Source organism: Campylobacter sp. RM9333 (assembly GCF_020137705.1).
In the GTDB taxonomy this organism is placed as follows: domain Bacteria; phylum Campylobacterota; class Campylobacteria; order Campylobacterales; family Campylobacteraceae; genus Campylobacter_E.
Window position 1 is genome coordinate 1 of record NZ_JACGAY010000019.1, and the last position, 19,918, is coordinate 19,918.

A 19,918-nucleotide genomic window follows, 5' to 3' on the forward strand; every position below is an offset into this window, starting at 1 on the left:
ACTCTTACTTAAAATCTCTTCCATATTTTCACGAGTGCTTGTACCTTTTACTTCTATGGGTTTTCTTTTTATATTCTCATCTTTTTCGGAATTTTCTTGTAAATATTTCTCTCCAAAATGTTTTTCATAACCATTTTGCTCTTTGTATAAATCAACTTCTAATTTTAAAGCCAAATAACCGATTTTAAACTCATCTAAATCATCAAGAGCAAATAAATCCATAAGCCTATCCATAAAGCCACCGCTCCCACAAAAAACATCTCCTAGCTTTATATTGCCTTGAGAAAATCTGCTTAGATAAAACTCAGGCACGCTAGTATCTCCAAAATTTGTATCATTAGTAGCAAATCTAACGCCCACAATCTCGTTTTGCTTTAAAAACTCTAAAAGTTTTAAATCGTTTTTAATAAATGCTTGATTATAAATATTATTAGCTTTTGTATTTATTTGTAAAGCGTCTAACTTAGAAAGAGCCTTTTTGTCATCGTTTTCGTTGAAAAATGCAGGGTGTAAAGAATTAATCACTTTTACCATTTCTTCAGCTCCGACACTCTTGCCCGTTTCTATCCAGTATTCTCGCTCTTTTTTATTCATTCCATAAAAAAGCATACCTTCCATAAACTCGCTTTCAAGCATAGCGTGAAGCTCTGGATGCTTAGATTTATTTACACCCAAAAGTATTCTTTGTGTATTATTTGGCTCATAAGTTCCACATTCATCTTGTGGAACATCTTTTAATAAATTCATAACTTGCTCTTTTATATTATCTTTAGGAGTTTGAGTGGTTGGAATTTGATTTTTAATATTTGTTTGATAATTTATATAATTGTTATTTGTTATTTGCATTTTAAACCCCCGTTATTTTTCTATATCGGTAAGTTTAAAAAAATATTAATAGATATTTAATTTATATCTGAACTCTTTTATAAAATTTTTAGCTTTAATTCTTATTCATATAAAATATTAATCTATATTCATTTTAACAATTTTATAAATTTTCTTTATTTTAAACTCTTTTATCATATAAATTCTCGCCATTTTTATAGGCTAAAAATATAGCTAATAAATCTCTTTCATCTTTAATATTTTGAATATTAATTTTGCTAAGTATTTCTTCCATACTTTCACGAGTGCTTGTGCCTTTTACTTCTATGGCTTCGAATGGTTTTTTATCTTCGGTTTTGTCTTTTTTATCTTCAACTTTTTCATCATTTTCATTTATGCTAGATATTTCATCACTTGGCTTTGGATTTTTGCTATCTTGAATATTTTCACTATTTTGAATATTTTCATGCTCTTTGCCTTGTTTTATCTCATCAATTCTTGCTAGATATCTTTGCTTAAACTCATCTTCGCTAATATTTCTTGCATTAAATAGCTTTGCTATTATTACATCTTGATTCCATTTATAATCTCCTGAGCTATCCGAATGCTCCTTTAAAAAATCCTTTAAATCTTTTTGCACATCTTGATTTGCTTCAGGACTAAAGGCTCTTTCATAAATTGTATTCGTATACATATCGCCATATAAAGCATCTTGATGTTCAAGTAACATATAAATAACCATACTTTGAATTTTTGCTTCATTGCTATTAGTTGGGTAATTAAAATCCAAGCTATCGTGAGTATCGGGGTAAAACATTTTAATAAAATCATCATATCTTTTTGCATTTTCTTTATTTTCAAGTCTTCCTTGAACTAATGCTTGATTATTATTTGGCTTTTGTAATGGTAAGTTATAATTATTTGAACTAATTTTCATATTTTATCCCTTTAAAATAATTTAATAATTAGTAAATATATTAATTAAATATAACTAAATATAACTTTAAAAAGATTAAGTAGCAAAACTTAATTTAAACTAACGATTAAAAAAAATTAGATAAATTCAGCAAAAAATTATCTAAAAGAGTTTTATTATGAGTTTTATGGAAATTGTTATTATTTTAATAGTTGCTGTTTTGGTTTTAGGACCTGAAAAACTACCTGGCACTATAGTTGAAATCGCAAAATTATTAAAGGCTGTTAAAAAACAAATTAACGAAGCTAAATCAAGTATAGAAAACGAAATCAATATTAGCGAATTAAAAGATGAAGCTAGAAAATATAAAGAAGAAATCACAAAAGCAAATGATAGTATCAGAAAAAAACTAAGCTTTGAAGAATTTGATGAGATTAAAAATACTTTAAGTGATTTTGAAAAAGACGCACAAAATGCTTTAAATAGCACTATTGATAGTGTAAAAAATACAGAAAACTCAAATCAAAATTCAAATTCTACAGAAGAAAAAAATATAAATACAGAAGAAAAGCAACTTAGCAAAAGAGAACAATTTTTAAAAGAAAAGAGCGAAAATGTTTGAAGAATTAAAACCACATTTAGTTGAACTTAGAAAAAGATTATTTATTAGTGTAGTTGCTTTGATTTTAGCTTTTTTTGTATGTTTTGTATTTTGGAAACCAATACTGCATTTTATTTGTGTTCCACTTATGAATGTATTGCCTGAAGGCTCTGAAATTATATTTTATAAACCACAAGAGAATTTCTTCACTGCTATGCAAGTGTCTTTATTTGCAGCATTTCTTGTAGCATTGCCTATAATTTTGTGGCAAGCTTGGAAATTTGTTGAACCAGGTTTATATGAAAATGAAAAAAGATTTGTAGTGCCTTTTGTATTTAGCGCTACTATTATGTTTTTGATTGGTGCGGCGTTTTGCTATTATTTAGTAGTTCCTATTGCTTTTGATTTTTTAATCAATTTTAGCGGTGGAGAATATAAGGCTATGCCTTCAATTTCTGAATATGTGAGCTTTTTTACAAAATTAGTAATTGCATTTGGATTAGGATATGAATTACCTGTTGCTATATTTTTCTTAGCAAAAATTGGTCTTGTAACTGAAAAAACTCTTATTAGAAATTTTAGAGTTGCTATATTAGTTATTTTTATATTTGCAGCAATTATGACCCCACCTGATGTATTTTCGCAATTTTTAATGGCAATTCCTTTAATTGGGCTTTATGCTATTTCAATTTATATTGCTAAAGTAGTAAATCCAGCTGACCCTGATATAGATAGCGAAGATGATGAAAAAGAATTATTAGAAGATAAAAATGCTTGATAATTTACTAAGTTCTTATGATTATGATTTGCCAGAAGAATTAATCGCAAAATACCCTGCAAATCCTGCTGATAGTGCAAAACTATTAGTATATGAAAAAAATAGTGGAAAAATTACTCATAGTGTATTTTATGAATTAGCTAATTTTTTGCCTGAATGTGCTTTGATTTTTAATGATACTAAAGTATTTAAAGCTAGATTTTATGGCAATAAAATTAGTGGTGCAAAATGTGAATTATTTATAAATAAAATTCTAGCAAATGATGAGTTTTTAGTGCAAATTAGGGGTAAAGTTAAAGAAGATGATATTTTAATTTTTCAAGATAATTTAAACGCAAAAATATTAAAGCTAAACGCAGATGGCACCAGAATTGTGAAATTTTGCAAAAACAATGAAGTTTTAAAAACCGATGAAGTTTTAACAATTAGCGAAAAAATCGGACATATTCCACTACCACCATATCTTAAAAGAATGGATAATTTAGATGATGAGATAAATTATCAAAGTGTGTTTGCTAAAAATATTGGAGCTGTTGCAGCACCTACTGCGTCATTGCATTTTACGAATAGAGTTTTAGATAGTCTAAAAGATAAAAAAAGCGCTTATATTACTTTACATGTTGGTGCAGGAACTTTTGCTAGCGTAGAATGTGAAAACATACAAGAACATAAAATGCATAGCGAATACTTTAATCTAAGCGATGAAGCAATAAAATTAATTAATAGTGATATACCTATTTTAGGGGTTGGCACAACTGCTACAAGAACAATAGAGTATTATGCAAGGACAAAAAAAAGTAGTGGTGAATGTGATTTATTTTTAAACCCATCTAATAGGCCAATTAGACAAAATTATTTATTAACAAATTTTCATTTGCCAAAATCAACTTTAATTATGTTAGTAGCTAGTTTTATAGGTAGGCAAAATACTTTAAAACTTTATGAAGAAGCTATTAAAAATAAATATAAATTTTACTCATACGGCGATGCAATGCTTATTATTTGAAAGGAAAATATGAAAAAATTATTATTAATTTTAATCTCAACCTGTCTATTTGCAGATTCTAAAATAGATTTTTCTGATAAAGATACAATACTTTTATTTGTAGTTTTAGGTGGCTTAATAGTTTTATTATTAGCTTATATTTACAAGCTAAAAATGAAATTAAAAACTAAAAAAGTAAAAATGTTTAGTGTTAGCGATGAAGCAGAATTTGAAAGTGAAAGTTTTGAAAAATCATCTTTATATTTTGATTTACAAGAAGTATTTTTGTATTTTTTCAAAACGCTAAATTACGAAGCTAGTGTTAAAAATAATATATTTTTAGTTAGACAAGATATGTTATATCTAAACGATAACAATGAAAAATGTATGCCAAATAGGTATTTTTATGGAGATTATACAAATATTATCAATGCTATTTGGGCTGCTGCTGATTTGATTAATCAAAATGTAGAAAATGAAACCATATTTATTGATATTGGAATTATGAATAATATGCAAAATAGAACTCTTTTATGCGTTGATATTGGAGTTTGTGGGGTTGTTGATGATAAAAAAACTGAACTATTTAAAAGCTTTACTAATCCTAAAAAATTATCTATTTCAGAACAATTACATAAATTTAGTGGATATATGAAAAAAATTGATGGTTCTAGCTATGCCTTTAAGGATACAAATGAAAGAATTAATCACGCAATCTGTCTTAGTATCCCAATACTAATCAATGATAAAGAAAATAATTTACCAGATGTAACTCCAAAAGATAGATTAAGTGTTTTAATAGTTCATAACAATATTGACATATCAAAAACAATCACTGCAAATCTTGAAAGCTATGAAATAAACTGCATTCAAAACCAATCAAGTAATGGTCTTTTAGAAAAAATTGAAGATGGGGTAAATTGCGCTTATAGAGCTGTTTTATTAGACGCAAATCTAATTAATACTTTTAATGAATATGATTTAAATCGTTTAGTAAAAGCACAAGATGAATATTGCTTTAAATTAATTCTTATACTAAATAATCATAAAATAACACCTAATATTGAAAAGATTATTCAAGAAGTAGATTTCCTACCATTACCATATACAATTGATAATATTCGCTCAATTGTAAATATCATAAAAACTCAACAAGAAAAATTATTAAGCTAATTTATTAATTAGCTTAATTTTATAGTTTTAATTAATTTAGCTGGAACCCCTGCTACTATTTGAAATTCTTCAACATCTTTAGTAACCACCGCACCAGCTGCTATTATTGAGCCTTTTTTAATTTTTACTCCGCTAAGTATTGTGGCATTTGAACCAATCCAAACATTATCTTCTATTGTTATTGGCTTTAATACCATATCAGAGCGTTTAAATGGATTGATATCGTGATTTATAGTAGCTAATACTACATTATGCCCTATTAAAACATTATTTCCAATATAAATTCCACCTTGGTCTTGAAATTTACAACCACTATTTATAAATACATTTTTGCCTACTGAAATATTTTTACCGCAATCCGTATTAAAAGGTGGAAATAAAGTGAAACTTTCATCTACTTCTTTACCAATTAATTGAGAAAATAATTTATTTAATTCTTCTGGTTCATTATAAGTATTGTTAATTTTAAAAGTTATTTTCATAGCTTCTTTAGCTTGTTTAAGCATAAGTTTATGCTCAATAGAATTTGCTTTTACATACTTAATCATAATTAATCCTTATTTTTAACATAAAACCTAGCATTAATTTTGCCATTACCTAAAAGCCTTTTTAACTCATCTTTATTAATGCCATAAATTGTTCCTAATTTAGTAAAACTCCAAGAATTATTATCATAATAAATTACTATATTATTAGCATTATATAAAATCAAATCAAGTGCTTTAGCTTGAAAATATTTATCATTAGTAGGAAGATTTTTATCAATTCTTCCTACCTTTTCAAACCCACCATAATCATTCATTAAAACATTCAAATCAGACTTTTGTAATACTTCATAAAGAGCAGTTGATGATGAATTACTTTCTAATTTTATTCTTAATTCTTGATTATTTATTTCAACATATATTTCATCATTGCTAAATCCATTTAACATACAAAAAGCTCCTAAACCAATAAAAATGCTAAAAACTTTTCTTAAGTATATGAATAATTTCATCTTTATTAAGCTCCTTATAACCACCATTTAAAATGAATACATTATTAGCAATATCTTCAATCAAACTTTCATCTACTAATAAATCTTTTATATTCATACAAAGACCTAGCTCACTCATCCAATCTCTCATAGCAAATAGTCCTAATTTAGCTATTTCTTCATCGCTTTTATTATCTTTTATATCCCAGACATTAATAGCAAACCTTTTAAATTTCTCAATATTATAAGGCATTATATATTCATAATACGCCAAGCTAATAGCACTTAAAGTAGCTCCGTGCGTTGCATTGGTAAAGCCACCAATTGCCTGACCTATCATATGAACCATCCAATCTCCATTTTTACCACAATGAAGCATAGTATTTAATGCTAGAGTACTTGCCCACATAATATCGCTTCTAGCCTTATAATCATTAGGATTTTTGTTTGCAATTTTGCTTGATGAGATTATTGAACGCATAAGCCCTTCTGCTAAATAATCACTCACATTATCATCTTCTTTTGAAAAATATTGCTCTAAAATATGATTAAACGCATCATAAATTCCATTTATCATTTGATATTTGCTAATACTTAAAGTGTATTTAGGATTTAATATAGAAAACTTAGGAAATACTCTTTTATCATTAAAAACTTTTCCTATTTTTTGATGAGTTTTTTCATTTGTAATTACACTACCACCATTCATTTCAGAGCCTGTCCCACACATTGTCAAAATACAACCTAACGAAACTACATCACAATTTGGCTCAAGTTGATTTATAAAATACCTATCCCAATAATCATCGCTTGAGTTTATACTAACTGCTAAAGCTTTTGTATAATCACAAACAGAACCGCCACCTAAAGCTAATAAAAAATCAGCTTTATGCTCTCTTGCTATCTTTACACCTGAGTTTAATTTTTCTAAAGTAGGATTTGGCATAACACCATCAATATATGCTACATTTTTGCCTAATTTATCTAGTATTTTTACAATTTGGTTAAAAATACCATTTTTATGCACCGAGCCACAACCATAAACCAAAACAATGTTTTTACCATATTTACTTAATTCAAATTCTAAAGATTGCTCTACTTCATCAGTAAAATAAATCTTAGTTGGATTGTGAAAAATAAAATTATTCATAAAAAATCTCCTTGTTTTAAAAGTAAAATAATTTTATTTATTTTTAGTAGAAATATCAAATACTTATAATATATAATTAATTATAAAAATTAATTATTTCTAAGGAATATTATGGAAATTAGAGTTTTAAAATATTTTATAGAATCTGCAAAATTGCAAAACATAACTAAAGCAGCTAATAAATTAAATCTTACTCAACCAAATCTATCAAGACAATTAAAAGATTTAGAAGTAAAATTAGGGCAAAAACTTTTTATTAGGACAAATTATAAAATCATTCTCACAAAAGAAGGAGAAATGCTTTATAAAAGAGCTTGTGATATTTTAGATTTAGTTGATAAAACCGAGCAAGAATTTAAAAATTTAAAAGATTTTAATGGTGGAGATGTTTATATAGGCTGTGCTGAATCAATTGGAATAGTCAAAATAGCAAGAACTGCTAAAAAGCTACAAAATAAAAATATTAAGTTTCATATATTTAGTGGAAACTATGAAAATGTGGTAAATAAATTACAAAATTCTTTAATAGATTTTGCCGTTGTAGTTCAAGAATTTGATATTAGCAATTTTAGTTATTTAGATTTAAATCATAGTGATACTTGGGGGATTATTATGAAAAATACTTCAAAATACGCTAAGCAAAAAGATATAAGCATAAATGATTTATTTCAAATGCCACTTATAGTATCAAGACAAGGTTTTACGCAAGAAATGCCAAATGTTTTAAGGCAAAATCAAGATAAGCTAAATATAGTAGCTACTTATGATTTATTATACAATGCTGCAATTTTTGTTAAAGAAGATATTGGATACGCTTTATCTCTTGATAAATTAATTAACACTAATGATGATTTATGTTTTAAGCCTATAAACCCATTAATTACTTCTAATTTAAGGTTAATTTGGATTGATGATAAATTAAGTGATGTTGCGAGAATTTTTTTAAAAGAATTGCAAAAAGACTTAAAAAACTAATTTGAAATTCCTAAGAATTTCAAATTATATTTATTTATTTTCTTCCATAGCTCTTGCTACTTCTTCTGAACTTTGTTTGATTTTATTCATACATTCATTTGCAGTATTTGCTAACACAACACTATCATTTACTTGAGCTATGCTTTTATTTATACTCTCAACAACATTAGCACTAACATTTCTAATAGAATTAATTGTTAAAGTAATTTCATTAATTGATGTTGCAGTCCTTTCAGCAAGTTTTCTAACCTCATCAGCAACCACAGCAAAACCACGACCATGCTCGCCAGCACGAGCGGCTTCAATAGCAGCATTTAATGCTAATAAATTAGTTTGCTCTGCAATATCTTTAATAGTTTGAATAACAGATACAATCTCATCTGATTGAGTATTTAACGAATTAACCAATTCACTACTTTCATTCATAATTTCTGCTATTTCTTGGACATTTTGCACGGTTTTAGCAATAACTTTACTACCTTCATTTGTGCTTTCATCATTTTTTTGTGCTAACTCGCTTACGATTTTATTTTTATTCAAATCTCTTATTACTTGCTCACTAACATCGCTTGCAAATTTAATTACCTTATAAACCTTACCTTCGGCATTATAAACAGGATTATAACTTGCTTCTAAATATACAGGATTATTATCTTTTGTATATCTTATAAATTGACCTGATTGAAAATGTCCGCTTCTTAAATCTTCCCAAAATTTTCTATAATCACTACTTTTTACATATTCACTATCACAAAACATAGAATGATGTTTGCCTATAATTTCGCTTTTTCTGTAATTTAATGTATTTAAAAAATTATCATTTGCATCAAGTATTTCTCCGTTTGGAGTGAATTCAATTAAAGCCATAGACTTACTTGCTGCATTAATTGTGTTTTTTAAGTCCAACAATTCATTTTCATGCTCTGTAATATCAGCAGCAAACTTAATTACTTTATAAACTTGATTTTGCTCATCTACTATTGGTAAATAATTTGCTTCTAAATAAACTACTTGACCATCTTTTGCAAATCTTTTAAACTGACCACTTTGTGGAATATTTCTTGATAATTCTTGCCAAAAGATTGAATAATCACTTGAATTAACATAATGTTTATCACAAAATATTCTATGATGCTTACCTTTTATCTCTGCTAGTGTATATTTTGTAGCTTTTAAAAAATGCTCATTTGCATCAACAATATTTCCTTTAGTATCAAATTCTATAATCGCCATTTCTTTATAAATAGCTTTTAAAATAGCTTCTTTATCTTTTAACTCCTTAATAATCTTGTCTTGTATTTCTTTATTATTTTTAAAAAACATTAAATTACTCCTAATTTTAAAAAAAGGAGCGATTATAAATAATTTTATTTAAAAAAGTATTAATAGTTTAAATTAAAGCAAATAATTAATCCAAATCAATGAAAAATTAATTTGGATTAATCTAAAAAATCAACAAATTACAATCACATTAAATTATCATCAATATATTTATCAACATATTTTTCTTTTATTGCAAATATTTCTTCTTTACAAGCAAAAAATGCTTCAACCACTTTAGGGTCAAATTGAAAACCTGAATTATCACTAATATATTTGCAAACTTCATCAAGTGGCCAAGCTTTTTTATAGCATCTATCACTTGCAAGCGCATCAAAAACATCAGCTAAAGAAACAATTCTTGCATAAATATGAATATCATCACCTTTTTTACCCATTGGATAGCCACCACCCGCATATTTTTCGTGGTGTTCGTGAGCGATGATTGCTGCTGCTTCCATAATTTTACCTTTAAATCTATGCAACATTTCATAGCCTATTTGTGCGTGTTTTTGCATGGTTTTAAATTCTTTTTCATCAAGTCTTCCAGGTTTATTTAAAATAGCATCAGGAATTCCAATCTTACCAATATCGTGAGTTGGAGCACCATAACTAATTAGCGTTACTTCTTCTTCGCTTAACCCCATTTGTCTTGCTATGGCTTCGCTTATTTTACCTACTCTTTTTACATGATTTCCTGTTTCTTCACTCTTACTCTCAACCATTTCAGCTATTGAATAAATTAAATCTTTTTGAGCGTTTAAAATATCTTCTTGGAATTTCATTCCTTCATAAATCTTACCTGAATAATCAGCTGCAATTCTTAGATAATCTAAATCATCTTTATCAAAATTATTATTAATATCTGTAAGTTTATTTAAAGCTTGGAATACCCCAATAACTTCGTGCTCACTATTTAAAATAGGCATAGCTAAAATTGATTTAGTGCTATATTTTGTTCTCTCATCATTTGAGCTATCAAAATACGGATTGCTTTTTGGATTATTTTCTAAAATAGCTTCTTTTGTCTCAATTGCACGACCTACTATTCCTTTACCAAAAGGAACTCTAATCTCACCTACTCCATCAGCGTGTAAGGTATAATATTCTTTTCTTTCATTGTCAATAAACCACACACTACATCTATCAGCTTGAATGTTTTGTTTAACCATTTCGCCTAAGGTATTTAAGTTAGCTTTAGAATCAGAATTTTTAGATATTTGAGAAAAGCATTCAAGTATGGTTTCTAGTTTTTGCTCTTGGTCTAAATTATGTCTTTTTAATACATTTATCATATCACTTTGATAATTTGTATTAAATTGCATAAATGAACCATTTTTAATAATCATTCCATAATCTTTTAAGATATTAAATTCTTTTAATTCTTCTTCTATTTTATCTTTAAAGCAATATTTAATGTGATACACATGGAAAATCACATCATCTCTTACATTGTCTTGAATTTGCTTTAATAATTTTGGAGTTAGGTGCTTAGATGCTTTTGCTAATTTATCCATACTAGAATCAAAACTAACATCAGCAATTACTTGTCTTATATCAGTTCTTTTATTGATTAATTCCACTATATCATCGTGATAATAAGTATCTGAAGTAAAATATATACTATCTTTATCATAAGTTAAAATAAAACCAAAACTACCTTCAATGTGATAGCTCTTAACTGGCTCTATTGTTATATCATCTATTAATAATTTATCTCCTACATTAATTTCTTTATAAACTATAGCAGGACTTCCATTTGGCAATTTTATCTTTGCAAAATCAGGCCAAATTTTATTGTTAAAAAAATGCTCTTTGAGATTATCTATACTTTCTTTACTAGCATATATACAAATACTATCTTGAAGTTTTAAAAAATAATTATCAACATATAAAGCAATAGCACAAATATGGTCTAAATGAGTGTGGGAAATAAAAACATGCTTTATAAAATTATCATCAGTTGGTTTTGGTAAAAATCCAGCATCAATCACACCATTTAAACTAAATTGAATGCAAGTTAAATTATCACTTAAATATTTGCTAACCGAAGAACCTTCAAAAACTATTCTATGTGTGTTAAAAATATTCATATTAATCCTTATTAAATACACTTGAAAACGCTATAAAAGGTTTGCAAGAAAAATTGGGCGTATTATAATTCAATTTTTGTTTATCAAGCCCTAACATTAATCCACCACTTTGATTTATTAAAAAATCCCCAGCAGCTAAATCCCAAGAATTGAGCCTTTCGTATCTTAAATATACATCAGCATCACCTTCTAATAAAGCACAAAACTTTAATGCAGAGCCTATATTTAATGCCGAGTATCCGTAGCTAAATGGAATTTTACTATTATTTATATCTTGTTCTTTTCTTAAAGATACTAAAGCCTTATTTGATTCTTTTTTAACTTTATTTAGGATTTCTTGATTTTTATAAACTGGCATATTTTTAGCTGAATAATACAAATTCTTATTGCAAACATCATAAATTACACCTAAAATTGGTCTTGTATCTTCAATCAAACTAATACAAACGCAAAAATTTTTTCTATTTTTTAAATAGTTATTAGTGCCATCAAGTGGGTCAATTAGCCAAAATAAAGTTTTTTTTCTTTTTTCATAATCTAAAATCTGTTCTTCAGAACATATATTAATTTTACTTTTTCCTAAAATATCAAATATGATTTCATTAGCTTTTAAATCAGCTGAACTAACTAAAGTTCCATCTGGTTTTGTATTAATTAAAGGGTATTTTATATCAATTATTTCATCTCCAGCAATTCTTGCTGCTTTTTTAGCAAGAGTTAATAACTCTTGCATTATTTTTCCTTAATCCAAGTCTGACTTCTTCCTATTAAAGAAAATCCAACATATCCTCTTAAAATTAATTTATCATCTTTAAAAGTTGCATTTGCTCTATATAATTTACCACTTTCTGGATCAATTATATAACCACTTTTATAAGAATTTTCACCATCTTTTTTTAATTTATAAAGCAATGGCGCACCTACTATTTTCATCTTTCTAGCATCTTCTGCATAAGTAAAATAATCATAAGTTTTTTCACAAGATTTACAAAGTTCATCATCGCCATATTCAAACAATTTAACAACTTTGCCAAATAATTCATTATTTTCTTCATAAATATGCCATCTAGCAGTTTTTTTACCATTTTCATCAATACTTATATAATTACCATAATCCTTAGCTAATAAACTACCTAATAATCCTAAACATAAAAATATTTTTTTCATTAAATTAAAGCCTTTTAAAATTTTTTGATTTTGGGTTTATTATATCATCACTTATATTTACAAAATCTTTATTTTTGTATGCAATAACCCCTGCTCTTGCTATCATTAAAGCATTATCAGAACAATATTTAAGCGGAGCTAACAATAATTGCATATTATTTTTTTTACAAATTTCATCTAATTTAGACCTAAGCAATAAATTAGCACTTGCACCACCAACTACGCCTAATGCTTTATAATTTTTATTATGTAAAACTATGTTTAATTTATTAATTATATGTTTACAAGCAATTCTTTGAAATGCTGCTGCTATATTTGCTTTTTGAGTATCTAAAGTATTATTTGCTATACAATCATTAATAGCTAATCTCACTTGATTTTTAATACCCGAAAATGAATACTCAAGCCTACTTTTACTTGGGATTGGTAAAGAAAACTCATAAGTATTATTGCGTTCATTTTTTGCTAATTCTTCAATAAATACCCCACCAGGATAACCAAGTCCTAGCATTTTTGCAACTTTATCAAAACTTTCTCCAAAACTATCATCACTTGTAGTTGCTATTAAATTTATATCATATTCTTTAGTAATCTCAAGTATCATAGTATGACCGCCACTTACAAGCAAAACTAAAAAATCATTCATTATTTCTTTATCTAAAAATAAAGAACAAATATGACCTTTTAAATGATTTATCGCAATTAATGGTATATTTAAAGCCACACTTAAAGCCTTAGCCATTGCAACTCCGCTTTGAAGCGATACTGATAATCCTGGCTCATTAGTAACTGCAATTGCCTTTAATTCATTTAAAAAAGGCTTGGTTTTAGCTAATATTTTAGGTAAAGCTTCAGTATGTAGCCTTGATGCAAGTTCTGGCACAACTCCACCAAACTCACTATGCTCATCTTGAGATATTTTTTCATAAAATAAACATTCATAAGTATTTACATTAATAACTGCGATGCTTGAATCATCGCAGCTACTTTCTATTGCTAAAAGTAATTCTCTCATTTTGGCTTAATCATATTTGCAGGAACTACAAATTTATCAAAATCTTCTTCACTAACTAAACCTAATTCTAAGCAAGATTCTTTTAGGCTAATTCCTTTTTTGTGAGCATTTTTTGCAACTTTTGCTGCATTTTCATAGCCAATATGTGGATTTAGTGCAGTTACTAGCATTAAAGAATTATTTAAATTATGAGTAATTTTATCAATATTTGGAGTAATTCCTATAGCACAATTATCATTAAAGCTAATCATACCATCAGCTAATAATCTTAAACTTTGTAAGAAATTATAAATAATCACAGGCTTAAATACATTTAGCTCAAAATTACCTTGAGAAGCTGCAAAACCAATTGCCGCATCATTTCCCATTACTTGAACGCTAAGCATTGTTAAAGCTTCACTTTGAGTAGGATTTACTTTACCTGGCATAATTGAGCTTCCTGGCTCATTTTCAGGGATACTAAGCTCTCCTAAACCACATCTAGGACCACTTGCAAGCCATCTAATATCGTTTGCTATTTTCATTAAATTTGCTGCAAGAGCTTTAAATGCTCCGTGTAAAAATACTAAAGCATCGTGGCTTGTAAGTCCGTGGAATTTGTTTGGGCTACTTATAAATTTAGTGCCTAAAAGTTCGCTTAATTTTGCTGATACTTTTTCACTAAGTTCTGGATGAGCATTAATTCCAGTTCCAACAGCTGTTCCGCCAATTGTTAGCTCTCTTACATCTTCAAGCGCTTTTAAAATATGTCTTTTTGAGCTTTGCAACATATATACATATCCACTAAATTCTTGACCTAAAGTAAGTGGGGTTGCATCTTGCAAGTGAGTTCTTCCGATTTTAATTATATTTTCAAATTCTTTTGCTTTTTTATCTAGTGTTTTTTCTAGAATTTCTAATGCAGGAATTAAAGTCCTTTCAGTTTCTAGGACTGCTACTATATGCATTGCAGTTGGGAATGTATCGTTTGAGCTTTGGCTCATATTTACATGGTCGTTTGGATGGACTATTTTTTCTTTAGTAAAATCCATTCCACTAAGTTTAGTAGCAAGATTTGCTATAACTTCATTTAGGTTCATATTTGTTTGTGTTCCTGAACCTGTTTGCCATATAGCAAGTGGGAATTCATCATTATGTTTATTAGCTAAAATCTCATCACAAGCTTTAACGATTGCATCTTTTTTTACATTGTCTAATTTGCCTAAATCATTATTTACTAAAGCTAAAGACTTCTTAAGATGCGCAAAAGCGTGGATTAATTCTACAGGCATTTTTTCTGTGCCGATTTTGAAATTCTCTAAACTTCTTTGTGTTTGTGCTGCCCACAATTTATCTGCAGGAACTTTAACTTCACCCATTGTATCGTGTTCTATACGAAAACTCATTTTATCTCCTTTTATTTGTAGTTTTTAATTAAATCAAATGTTGTGTTTTTAATAATATCTATTGTGCTAATCTCACATCTTTCATAAATACTATGTGGGCTTAAGATATTTGGACCTATTGAAGCACATAATAATTCATTTTGCTTAGTTTTTAACACTCCACATTCAAGCCCTGCGTGAATACTACTCATACTAGCTTTTGGATTATATTTTTGTAAAGAATTAAGCACTGCATAAGTAAAATCATTTGGTATAGGCTCCCAAGGCTCATCTTTAGCAAGTAGTTTTACTTCGTAATTATTAAAATGTGCTTTGGTTTTATAAAAGACTTCATCTAAATCTGCTGAATTATCGCTTCTTGCAAATAATTCAAGCTTTAATTCATCATTATTTTGACTAATAATTGCTAGATTTACGCTAGTTTTTACTATATTTAAATCCCTTGAATAAGACCAAACTCCGTGTTTATAACTAGCAATTAGACTTAAAATATCTTCTTGAATTACTTTTTCGCCTTTACTCTCAAGCTTGGTTATTTCAATATTTTCACTAGATTTAAGTTCAGTGTCGCTATAAAAAATAGCCTTAGCATTTACACTTATACTATTAGTTCTTTCCCCACCACTAAAGCTTACTAATTCAGCATCGTTTTTATATAAAAATAAAGCTAAATCACTAATAGCACTAGGAATGTTTTTAATAATATCAATCCCACTATGACCGCCTTTATAGCCTTTAGTATGAGCTTCATATAAATATTTTTTACTAGGGTTTTTATAATTTAGCTTAATATTTACATTCATCATTAAACTCGCCGCACAACCAATTATTACTCTATCTACACACTCGCTATCAAGATTTAATAAGTGTTTTGAGCTAATTTTTAGCTCTAAATTATTTGCACCTATAAGCCCTACTTCTTCATTAGCGGTAAATAAACATTCAAGGTCGCTAAACTCATTCATAGCTTCCATCATAATGGCAATTCCTATACCATTATCAGCACCTAAGGTTGAATTATTTGCTTTAATAAATCCATCACTTTCTATTATATTTATATTAGGTGCATCTCCAACGCAAACCATATCATAATGGCTTTGCAAACATATATTAGGATTTCCCTTTTTGCATAAAATATTTTCAGCCTTATCAACTAATACTTCAAAACCTTTTGATTTTGCATAATTAATTAAAAAATCTTTTAATTTAACTGCATCAAAACTACAATGCGGAATTGCTGCAATTTGTTTAAAGTTTTCTAAAACTCCCATTCTTTCTCCTTATTTTTAAGCAAACATTAGATTTTAAAGTTTAATAAAGAGTAAGATTTGTGTGTAATTTTGTAATTTATTTTAAAGTGTGTAAATTCGTAATATTTTTGTAGAATTTAATTCAAATTCTAAAAAGAATTTGAATTAAAAATTTATAGACCTTTAAATCCAAATAATTTATATTGCCATTTTAATTCTGTGATTTTTTTAAGAACTTTTGCTAAAAATCCACTAAAATCTTTGCCTTGAATACTTGCAACGGCATATTTTTCACTAAGAGAGCAAACGCTTCCTTGGTCTTTATAAATAAATGTTTCTTTAAATTCTTCATTATTTAATCTAGCACTTAAACTTCTTGCTAAATAATTACCTTGCTTGCAAGCTATTTGAGCTGTTGGAGCAAATGGTCTATCATTATTCATAATTAAAGAACAATCTCCTAAAATATAGCAATTTGAATAATTTGGCGCTTGTAAAAACTCATTAACCAATATTCTATTATTTTTGTTTTCAAATACACTATTTTTAATAACTTCATTTCCCTTAACGCCAGCTGTAAAGATTATATTTTTTGAATCTATATAAGTATCTTCATTGTTTAAATACAATCTATCCCCAACTTTTTTAATAATTTTATGAGATGTTAAAACTTTTACGCCTAATTTTTCAAGATAATTTCTTGCTATTTTTGCTAAATCTTTATTATACATAGGCAAAATCTCATCCATAGCTTCAACTATGCTAATTTTTGCATCAATTCCTTTGCTTTTGCAAACTTGAGCTATAGAAGCACATAATTCAACACCACTAAATCCGGCTCCACAAATTACAATATTTTTATAAATACTTTCAGATTTTTCTAAATTAGAATAAATAATTTCTTTGGTTTTTAAAGCATCTTCATAAGTTCCGATTTCATAAGCTTCATCAAGCCCTTCTATACCAAAAGTATTTTTATTAGCACCTAAACCTACATAAATCTCATCAAAATCATAATCAGTATTTTTGCAATATAATTTATTTCCTTCAATTTTAATAGCACTATCTTGAATAATTACAATTTCACTAGGAATTATATCTTTTAAAGGAATTTTGATATTTTTTTCACTCTCATTTGCTGCAATTTTATGTAATTCTGTAGTTTTATAATGATATGAATTATTATTAATTAGTAAAAATTCAGCCTTTGTTAAATCTTCCTTGCTTAGACTTTTAATTAAAGATAAGTTTGCATATCCAGCACCTAAAAAAATTATTTTTTTCATAACACCCCTTTTTATTGTAATTTAATTAAATATTCTTTAGATTTTTTTTCAATATTATAATTATATATACCATCAAGTTTTATTACAAGACGATAAAAATTTCTATGAACTCCAGTATAAATTTCATCAAAATAATTAGCTTTTATTTCAAATGATTTATTTTTTAAACTTGAATTAATTTTAAAATCCATAACAATTCTATTTGGTTTTTTTAAACTAAATTCCCTAATTAATTCGCTATTTGTTTTAATTGAAATATTTTTTTTGTCTATAACTATTTTAAAATTATTTGATATGTCTAATGATAAAGGTGTATATTCTGTGGTTTTACTAATTTGATTTTCTTTGTTTTCTTCTTTCTTAACTTCAGTAATTTTAGTAGTATTTTGCTCTACATTAGAATTGTCATCATTAGCGTTTTCTTGATTTTTTAATGCAAGTTTTATTTTATCAACTTCTTTTAATTCAGTTTTTGCTTCTTCTTTATCTTGGTTTGTAAGCTCTTGGGCGTCAAGTAACATATAAACTTTATGCCAATCAAGAGCTTCATTAATATCTAACTCAAATTCTTTCAATGTCCCATCTACATTTGTATAAATAAGTTTCATTTTATTTAAAATTCTAGCATCACTTGGAACACTAAAAGCTGTTTTTTTAAATTCCTTTATCTCTTCAATAGGACTTGGATTATTGATTTTTACAATAGGCACAAATGGATTTTCTCTAGCAAAAAGCATTGAGCTTATTAGTAAAAATAAATATTTTTTCATTATAAATCCTTTCTAAAATAAGCCCTTACTAAATCCATATTTATATAAAATTCTTTCATCAAGGTAAGTGCTAGATATTTACCAAAAAAAGTATTATTAATAATACCATTATTTATGTTAATTGCTCCAATAGTCTGCATTGCTTTTAGTTTTAGCCCTAAGTGTTTTTCTAAATCACAATTATAATTAGAATTAAAATTATTAATATTCAAATTATCCTTAAAAAACTCTGTTAGAAAAATATAATTAATTCTATCTTCAGGACTAAAATCTATATGAGCTAATTTTTGATTTTTACCAGCTAAAACCTTAGCTTTATAATCATCTAATTTAAAAGCATTTACTAAAAGCTTATTATTTGTAAAAGAAAAAGCCCCGCTACCAGCACCAATGTATTCGTGATGTGTGCTTACATATTCATCATTAAAACTAGTTCTATCCTTAGAAAAACTCCAAGAGTTATTTTGCTCATAATCACTAAAGTATTCGCAAATTATCTTATAAAATTCATATTCATTATCTTGTTTATCTATGCCTAATTTAGCTGCAATTATTTCTTTAGTAAGATTAGATTTCATCAGTGGATATAAAGTAATTTGTGATGGAGCAATATTTTTAGCTAATTCAATATCTTTTATTAGCATTTGTTTTGTTTGTGATGGAAAATTAAAAATCAAATCAATACTAAAAGTTGGCAAAATACCATTAGCTAATTCTAGTTTTTTTACTAATTCTTTTTGATTTCCAAACTTTTCTAAACGATTAACTTTTCTTAAAATTTCATCATCAAAACTCTGCACCCCACAACTAAGCCTATCAATAAGCCCTTTAAAGTCTTTTAAAGCTTCAGGCTTTATATGATTTGGGTCACTCTCACAAGAAATCTCTTCAATACTAAATAAATCCTTACATAAACTAAGTGTTTTTATAAGTTCTGCTTCATTGATTAAAGTAGTTCCGCCACCAACATAAAGTGTATTAAAATCGTATCCTAAATCCTTAAATTGCTGTAATTCAATTCTTAAAGTTTTAAAATATTCTTTACATAATTCTTCATCATAAGCAAATTTGTGAAAGCTACAATAAGGACAAAAAGTATGGCAAAACGGAACATGAATATATAGCATTACCTTTTTACCATCTTTAGATTTTTCTAAATTAACTTCATTTTTAAAATTAAACTTAGACTTAAGCTCTTTGTTAAGAAAATTGCAAGTATATTTTAAAGCTTGATTTTGTAAAAAATTCATTAA

At 27.1% G+C, this 19,918-nt stretch carries 20 protein-coding genes and 1 pseudogene; 5 read left to right on the forward strand and 16 right to left on the reverse strand.

Annotation, left to right across the window (positions count from 1 at the left end):
• Together AVBRAN9333_RS07085 and AVBRAN9333_RS07090 are read right to left on the reverse strand one after the other, a co-directional pair.
• A partial coding sequence (locus AVBRAN9333_RS07085) for a hypothetical protein (RefSeq protein ID WP_336609680.1) occupies positions 1-846 on the reverse strand: 846 nt, incomplete at its 3' end.
• 160 nt (positions 847-1,006) lie between these two features.
• Positions 1,007-1,762, reverse strand: a complete 756-nt coding sequence (locus AVBRAN9333_RS07090; RefSeq protein ID WP_336609681.1) for a hypothetical protein — start codon at positions 1,760-1,762, stop codon at positions 1,007-1,009.
• Between the two features lie 157 nt (positions 1,763-1,919).
• On the opposite strand from AVBRAN9333_RS07090, the gene tatB reads away from it, so the two are divergent.
• The 4 genes from tatB to AVBRAN9333_RS07110 are packed head-to-tail and all read left to right on the forward strand — an operon-like array spanning position 1,920 to position 5,278.
• The gene (gene tatB / locus AVBRAN9333_RS07095; RefSeq protein WP_214118044.1) at positions 1,920-2,363 is read left to right on the forward strand and encodes a Sec-independent protein translocase protein TatB; all 444 of its coding nucleotides are present in this window, start codon (positions 1,920-1,922) and stop codon (positions 2,361-2,363) included.
• A complete protein-coding gene (gene tatC / locus AVBRAN9333_RS07100) occupies positions 2,356-3,120 on the forward strand; it encodes a twin-arginine translocase subunit TatC (protein WP_214118042.1) in 765 nt (254 codons plus the stop codon). The genes tatB and tatC overlap by 8 nt, the downstream gene beginning before the upstream one ends.
• Positions 3,113-4,126 (forward strand): tRNA preQ1(34) S-adenosylmethionine ribosyltransferase-isomerase QueA, encoded by a 1,014-nt coding sequence (gene queA / locus AVBRAN9333_RS07105; RefSeq protein ID WP_214118039.1) that lies wholly within the window; start codon positions 3,113-3,115, stop codon positions 4,124-4,126. The genes tatC and queA overlap by 8 nt, the downstream gene beginning before the upstream one ends.
• 9 nt (positions 4,127-4,135) lie before the next feature.
• Positions 4,136-5,278 carry a hypothetical protein gene (locus tag AVBRAN9333_RS07110; RefSeq protein ID WP_336609682.1) on the forward strand — a complete coding sequence of 381 codons (1,143 nt, stop codon included), beginning with the start codon at positions 4,136-4,138 and terminating at the stop codon, positions 5,276-5,278.
• Positions 5,279-5,286: 8 nt separating this feature from the next.
• Here the strand turns inward: AVBRAN9333_RS07110 and AVBRAN9333_RS07115 are convergent, their stop codons facing one another.
• From AVBRAN9333_RS07115 to AVBRAN9333_RS07125, 3 genes are read right to left on the reverse strand one after another with little or no spacing between them, the layout of a single operon-like run.
• Positions 5,287-5,826 (reverse strand): DapH/DapD/GlmU-related protein, encoded by a 540-nt coding sequence (locus tag AVBRAN9333_RS07115; protein WP_214118035.1) that lies wholly within the window; start codon positions 5,824-5,826, stop codon positions 5,287-5,289.
• 2 nt (positions 5,827-5,828) lie between these two features.
• On the reverse strand, positions 5,829-6,275 hold the full coding sequence (locus AVBRAN9333_RS07120) for a cyclophilin-like fold protein (RefSeq protein ID WP_336609683.1): 447 nt from the start codon (positions 6,273-6,275) through the stop codon (positions 5,829-5,831).
• Positions 6,241-7,404, reverse strand: a complete 1,164-nt coding sequence (locus AVBRAN9333_RS07125; RefSeq protein WP_336609684.1) for an iron-containing alcohol dehydrogenase — start codon at positions 7,402-7,404, stop codon at positions 6,241-6,243. The genes AVBRAN9333_RS07120 and AVBRAN9333_RS07125 overlap by 35 nt, the downstream gene beginning before the upstream one ends.
• A 111-nt stretch (positions 7,405-7,515) precedes the next feature.
• Here AVBRAN9333_RS07125 and AVBRAN9333_RS07130 point away from each other — a divergent pair, with 111 nt between their 5' ends.
• Entirely contained in the window at positions 7,516-8,379 is an 864-nt protein-coding gene (locus AVBRAN9333_RS07130) for a LysR family transcriptional regulator (RefSeq protein WP_336609685.1), read from the forward strand.
• Between the two features lie 30 nt (positions 8,380-8,409).
• On the opposite strand, the gene AVBRAN9333_RS09570 is transcribed toward AVBRAN9333_RS07130, so the two are convergent.
• The 11 genes and pseudogenes from AVBRAN9333_RS09570 to AVBRAN9333_RS07180 form a co-directional block, all read right to left on the reverse strand.
• The gene (locus AVBRAN9333_RS09570; protein WP_239803726.1) at positions 8,410-8,919 is read right to left on the reverse strand and encodes a methyl-accepting chemotaxis protein; all 510 of its coding nucleotides are present in this window, start codon (positions 8,917-8,919) and stop codon (positions 8,410-8,412) included.
• Between the two features lie 24 nt (positions 8,920-8,943).
• A pseudogene (locus AVBRAN9333_RS09575) lies at positions 8,944-9,702 on the reverse strand (PAS domain-containing protein); the annotation flags it as partial.
• A gap of 143 nt (positions 9,703-9,845) precedes the next feature.
• On the reverse strand, positions 9,846-11,792 hold the full coding sequence (locus AVBRAN9333_RS07140; RefSeq protein ID WP_336609687.1) for an HD domain-containing phosphohydrolase: 1,947 nt from the start codon (positions 11,790-11,792) through the stop codon (positions 9,846-9,848).
• 1 nt (position 11,793) lies between these two features.
• Positions 11,794-12,525 (reverse strand): 3'(2'),5'-bisphosphate nucleotidase CysQ, encoded by a 732-nt coding sequence (locus AVBRAN9333_RS07145; RefSeq protein WP_336609688.1) that lies wholly within the window; start codon positions 12,523-12,525, stop codon positions 11,794-11,796.
• A complete protein-coding gene (locus AVBRAN9333_RS07150) occupies positions 12,525-12,959 on the reverse strand; it encodes a DUF2147 domain-containing protein (protein WP_214118015.1) in 435 nt (144 codons plus the stop codon). Before AVBRAN9333_RS07150 ends, AVBRAN9333_RS07145 begins: the two co-directional genes overlap by 1 nt.
• Positions 12,960-12,963: 4 nt before the next feature.
• A complete protein-coding gene (gene tsaD, locus AVBRAN9333_RS07155) occupies positions 12,964-13,974 on the reverse strand; it encodes a tRNA (adenosine(37)-N6)-threonylcarbamoyltransferase complex transferase subunit TsaD (RefSeq protein ID WP_336609689.1) in 1,011 nt (336 codons plus the stop codon).
• On the reverse strand, positions 13,971-15,359 hold the full coding sequence (gene fumC / locus AVBRAN9333_RS07160) for a class II fumarate hydratase (RefSeq protein ID WP_336609690.1): 1,389 nt from the start codon (positions 15,357-15,359) through the stop codon (positions 13,971-13,973). Before fumC ends, tsaD begins: the two co-directional genes overlap by 4 nt.
• An 11-nt stretch (positions 15,360-15,370) precedes the next feature.
• Complete coding sequence (locus tag AVBRAN9333_RS07165; protein ID WP_336609691.1) at positions 15,371-16,630, reverse strand: aminoacyl-histidine dipeptidase; 1,260 nt, start codon at positions 16,628-16,630, stop codon at positions 15,371-15,373.
• A gap of 152 nt (positions 16,631-16,782) precedes the next feature.
• On the reverse strand, positions 16,783-17,895 hold the full coding sequence (locus tag AVBRAN9333_RS07170; RefSeq protein WP_214118000.1) for an NAD(P)/FAD-dependent oxidoreductase: 1,113 nt from the start codon (positions 17,893-17,895) through the stop codon (positions 16,783-16,785).
• Between the two features lie 11 nt (positions 17,896-17,906).
• On the reverse strand, positions 17,907-18,665 hold the full coding sequence (locus tag AVBRAN9333_RS07175) for an AMIN domain-containing protein (protein WP_336609692.1): 759 nt from the start codon (positions 18,663-18,665) through the stop codon (positions 17,907-17,909).
• Positions 18,665-19,915, reverse strand: a complete 1,251-nt coding sequence (locus AVBRAN9333_RS07180; RefSeq protein ID WP_239802643.1) for a coproporphyrinogen III oxidase family protein — start codon at positions 19,913-19,915, stop codon at positions 18,665-18,667. The genes AVBRAN9333_RS07175 and AVBRAN9333_RS07180 overlap by 1 nt, the downstream gene beginning before the upstream one ends.
• Positions 19,916-19,918: the final 3 nt, after the last annotated feature.

What these genes read in the sequence shown, in the direction of transcription:
- AVBRAN9333_RS07090 (WP_336609681.1), bottom strand. Translation starts at nt 1,762, where the DNA reads ATGAAAATTAGTTCAAATAATTATAACTTACCATTACAAAAGCCAAAT.
- tatB (WP_214118044.1), top strand. Translation starts at nt 1,920, where the DNA reads ATGAGTTTTATGGAAATTGTTATTATTTTAATAGTTGCTGTTTTGGTT.
- tatC (WP_214118042.1), top strand. Translation starts at nt 2,356, where the DNA reads ATGTTTGAAGAATTAAAACCACATTTAGTTGAACTTAGAAAAAGATTA.
- queA (WP_214118039.1), top strand. Translation starts at nt 3,113, where the DNA reads ATGCTTGATAATTTACTAAGTTCTTATGATTATGATTTGCCAGAAGAA.
- AVBRAN9333_RS07110 (WP_336609682.1), top strand. Translation starts at nt 4,136, where the DNA reads ATGAAAAAATTATTATTAATTTTAATCTCAACCTGTCTATTTGCAGAT.
- AVBRAN9333_RS07115 (WP_214118035.1), bottom strand. Translation starts at nt 5,826, where the DNA reads ATGATTAAGTATGTAAAAGCAAATTCTATTGAGCATAAACTTATGCTT.
- AVBRAN9333_RS07120 (WP_336609683.1), bottom strand. Translation starts at nt 6,275, where the DNA reads ATGAAATTATTCATATACTTAAGAAAAGTTTTTAGCATTTTTATTGGT.
- AVBRAN9333_RS07125 (WP_336609684.1), bottom strand. Translation starts at nt 7,404, where the DNA reads ATGAATAATTTTATTTTTCACAATCCAACTAAGATTTATTTTACTGAT.
- AVBRAN9333_RS07130 (WP_336609685.1), top strand. Translation starts at nt 7,516, where the DNA reads ATGGAAATTAGAGTTTTAAAATATTTTATAGAATCTGCAAAATTGCAA.
- AVBRAN9333_RS07140 (WP_336609687.1), bottom strand. Translation starts at nt 11,792, where the DNA reads ATGAATATTTTTAACACACATAGAATAGTTTTTGAAGGTTCTTCGGTT.
- AVBRAN9333_RS07145 (WP_336609688.1), bottom strand. Translation starts at nt 12,525, where the DNA reads ATGCAAGAGTTATTAACTCTTGCTAAAAAAGCAGCAAGAATTGCTGGA.
- AVBRAN9333_RS07150 (WP_214118015.1), bottom strand. Translation starts at nt 12,959, where the DNA reads ATGAAAAAAATATTTTTATGTTTAGGATTATTAGGTAGTTTATTAGCT.
- tsaD (WP_336609689.1), bottom strand. Translation starts at nt 13,974, where the DNA reads ATGAGAGAATTACTTTTAGCAATAGAAAGTAGCTGCGATGATTCAAGC.
- fumC (WP_336609690.1), bottom strand. Translation starts at nt 15,359, where the DNA reads ATGAGTTTTCGTATAGAACACGATACAATGGGTGAAGTTAAAGTTCCT.
- AVBRAN9333_RS07165 (WP_336609691.1), bottom strand. Translation starts at nt 16,630, where the DNA reads ATGGGAGTTTTAGAAAACTTTAAACAAATTGCAGCAATTCCGCATTGT.
- AVBRAN9333_RS07170 (WP_214118000.1), bottom strand. Translation starts at nt 17,895, where the DNA reads ATGAAAAAAATAATTTTTTTAGGTGCTGGATATGCAAACTTATCTTTA.
- AVBRAN9333_RS07175 (WP_336609692.1), bottom strand. Translation starts at nt 18,665, where the DNA reads ATGAAAAAATATTTATTTTTACTAATAAGCTCAATGCTTTTTGCTAGA.
- AVBRAN9333_RS07180 (WP_239802643.1), bottom strand. Translation starts at nt 19,915, where the DNA reads ATGAATTTTTTACAAAATCAAGCTTTAAAATATACTTGCAATTTTCTT.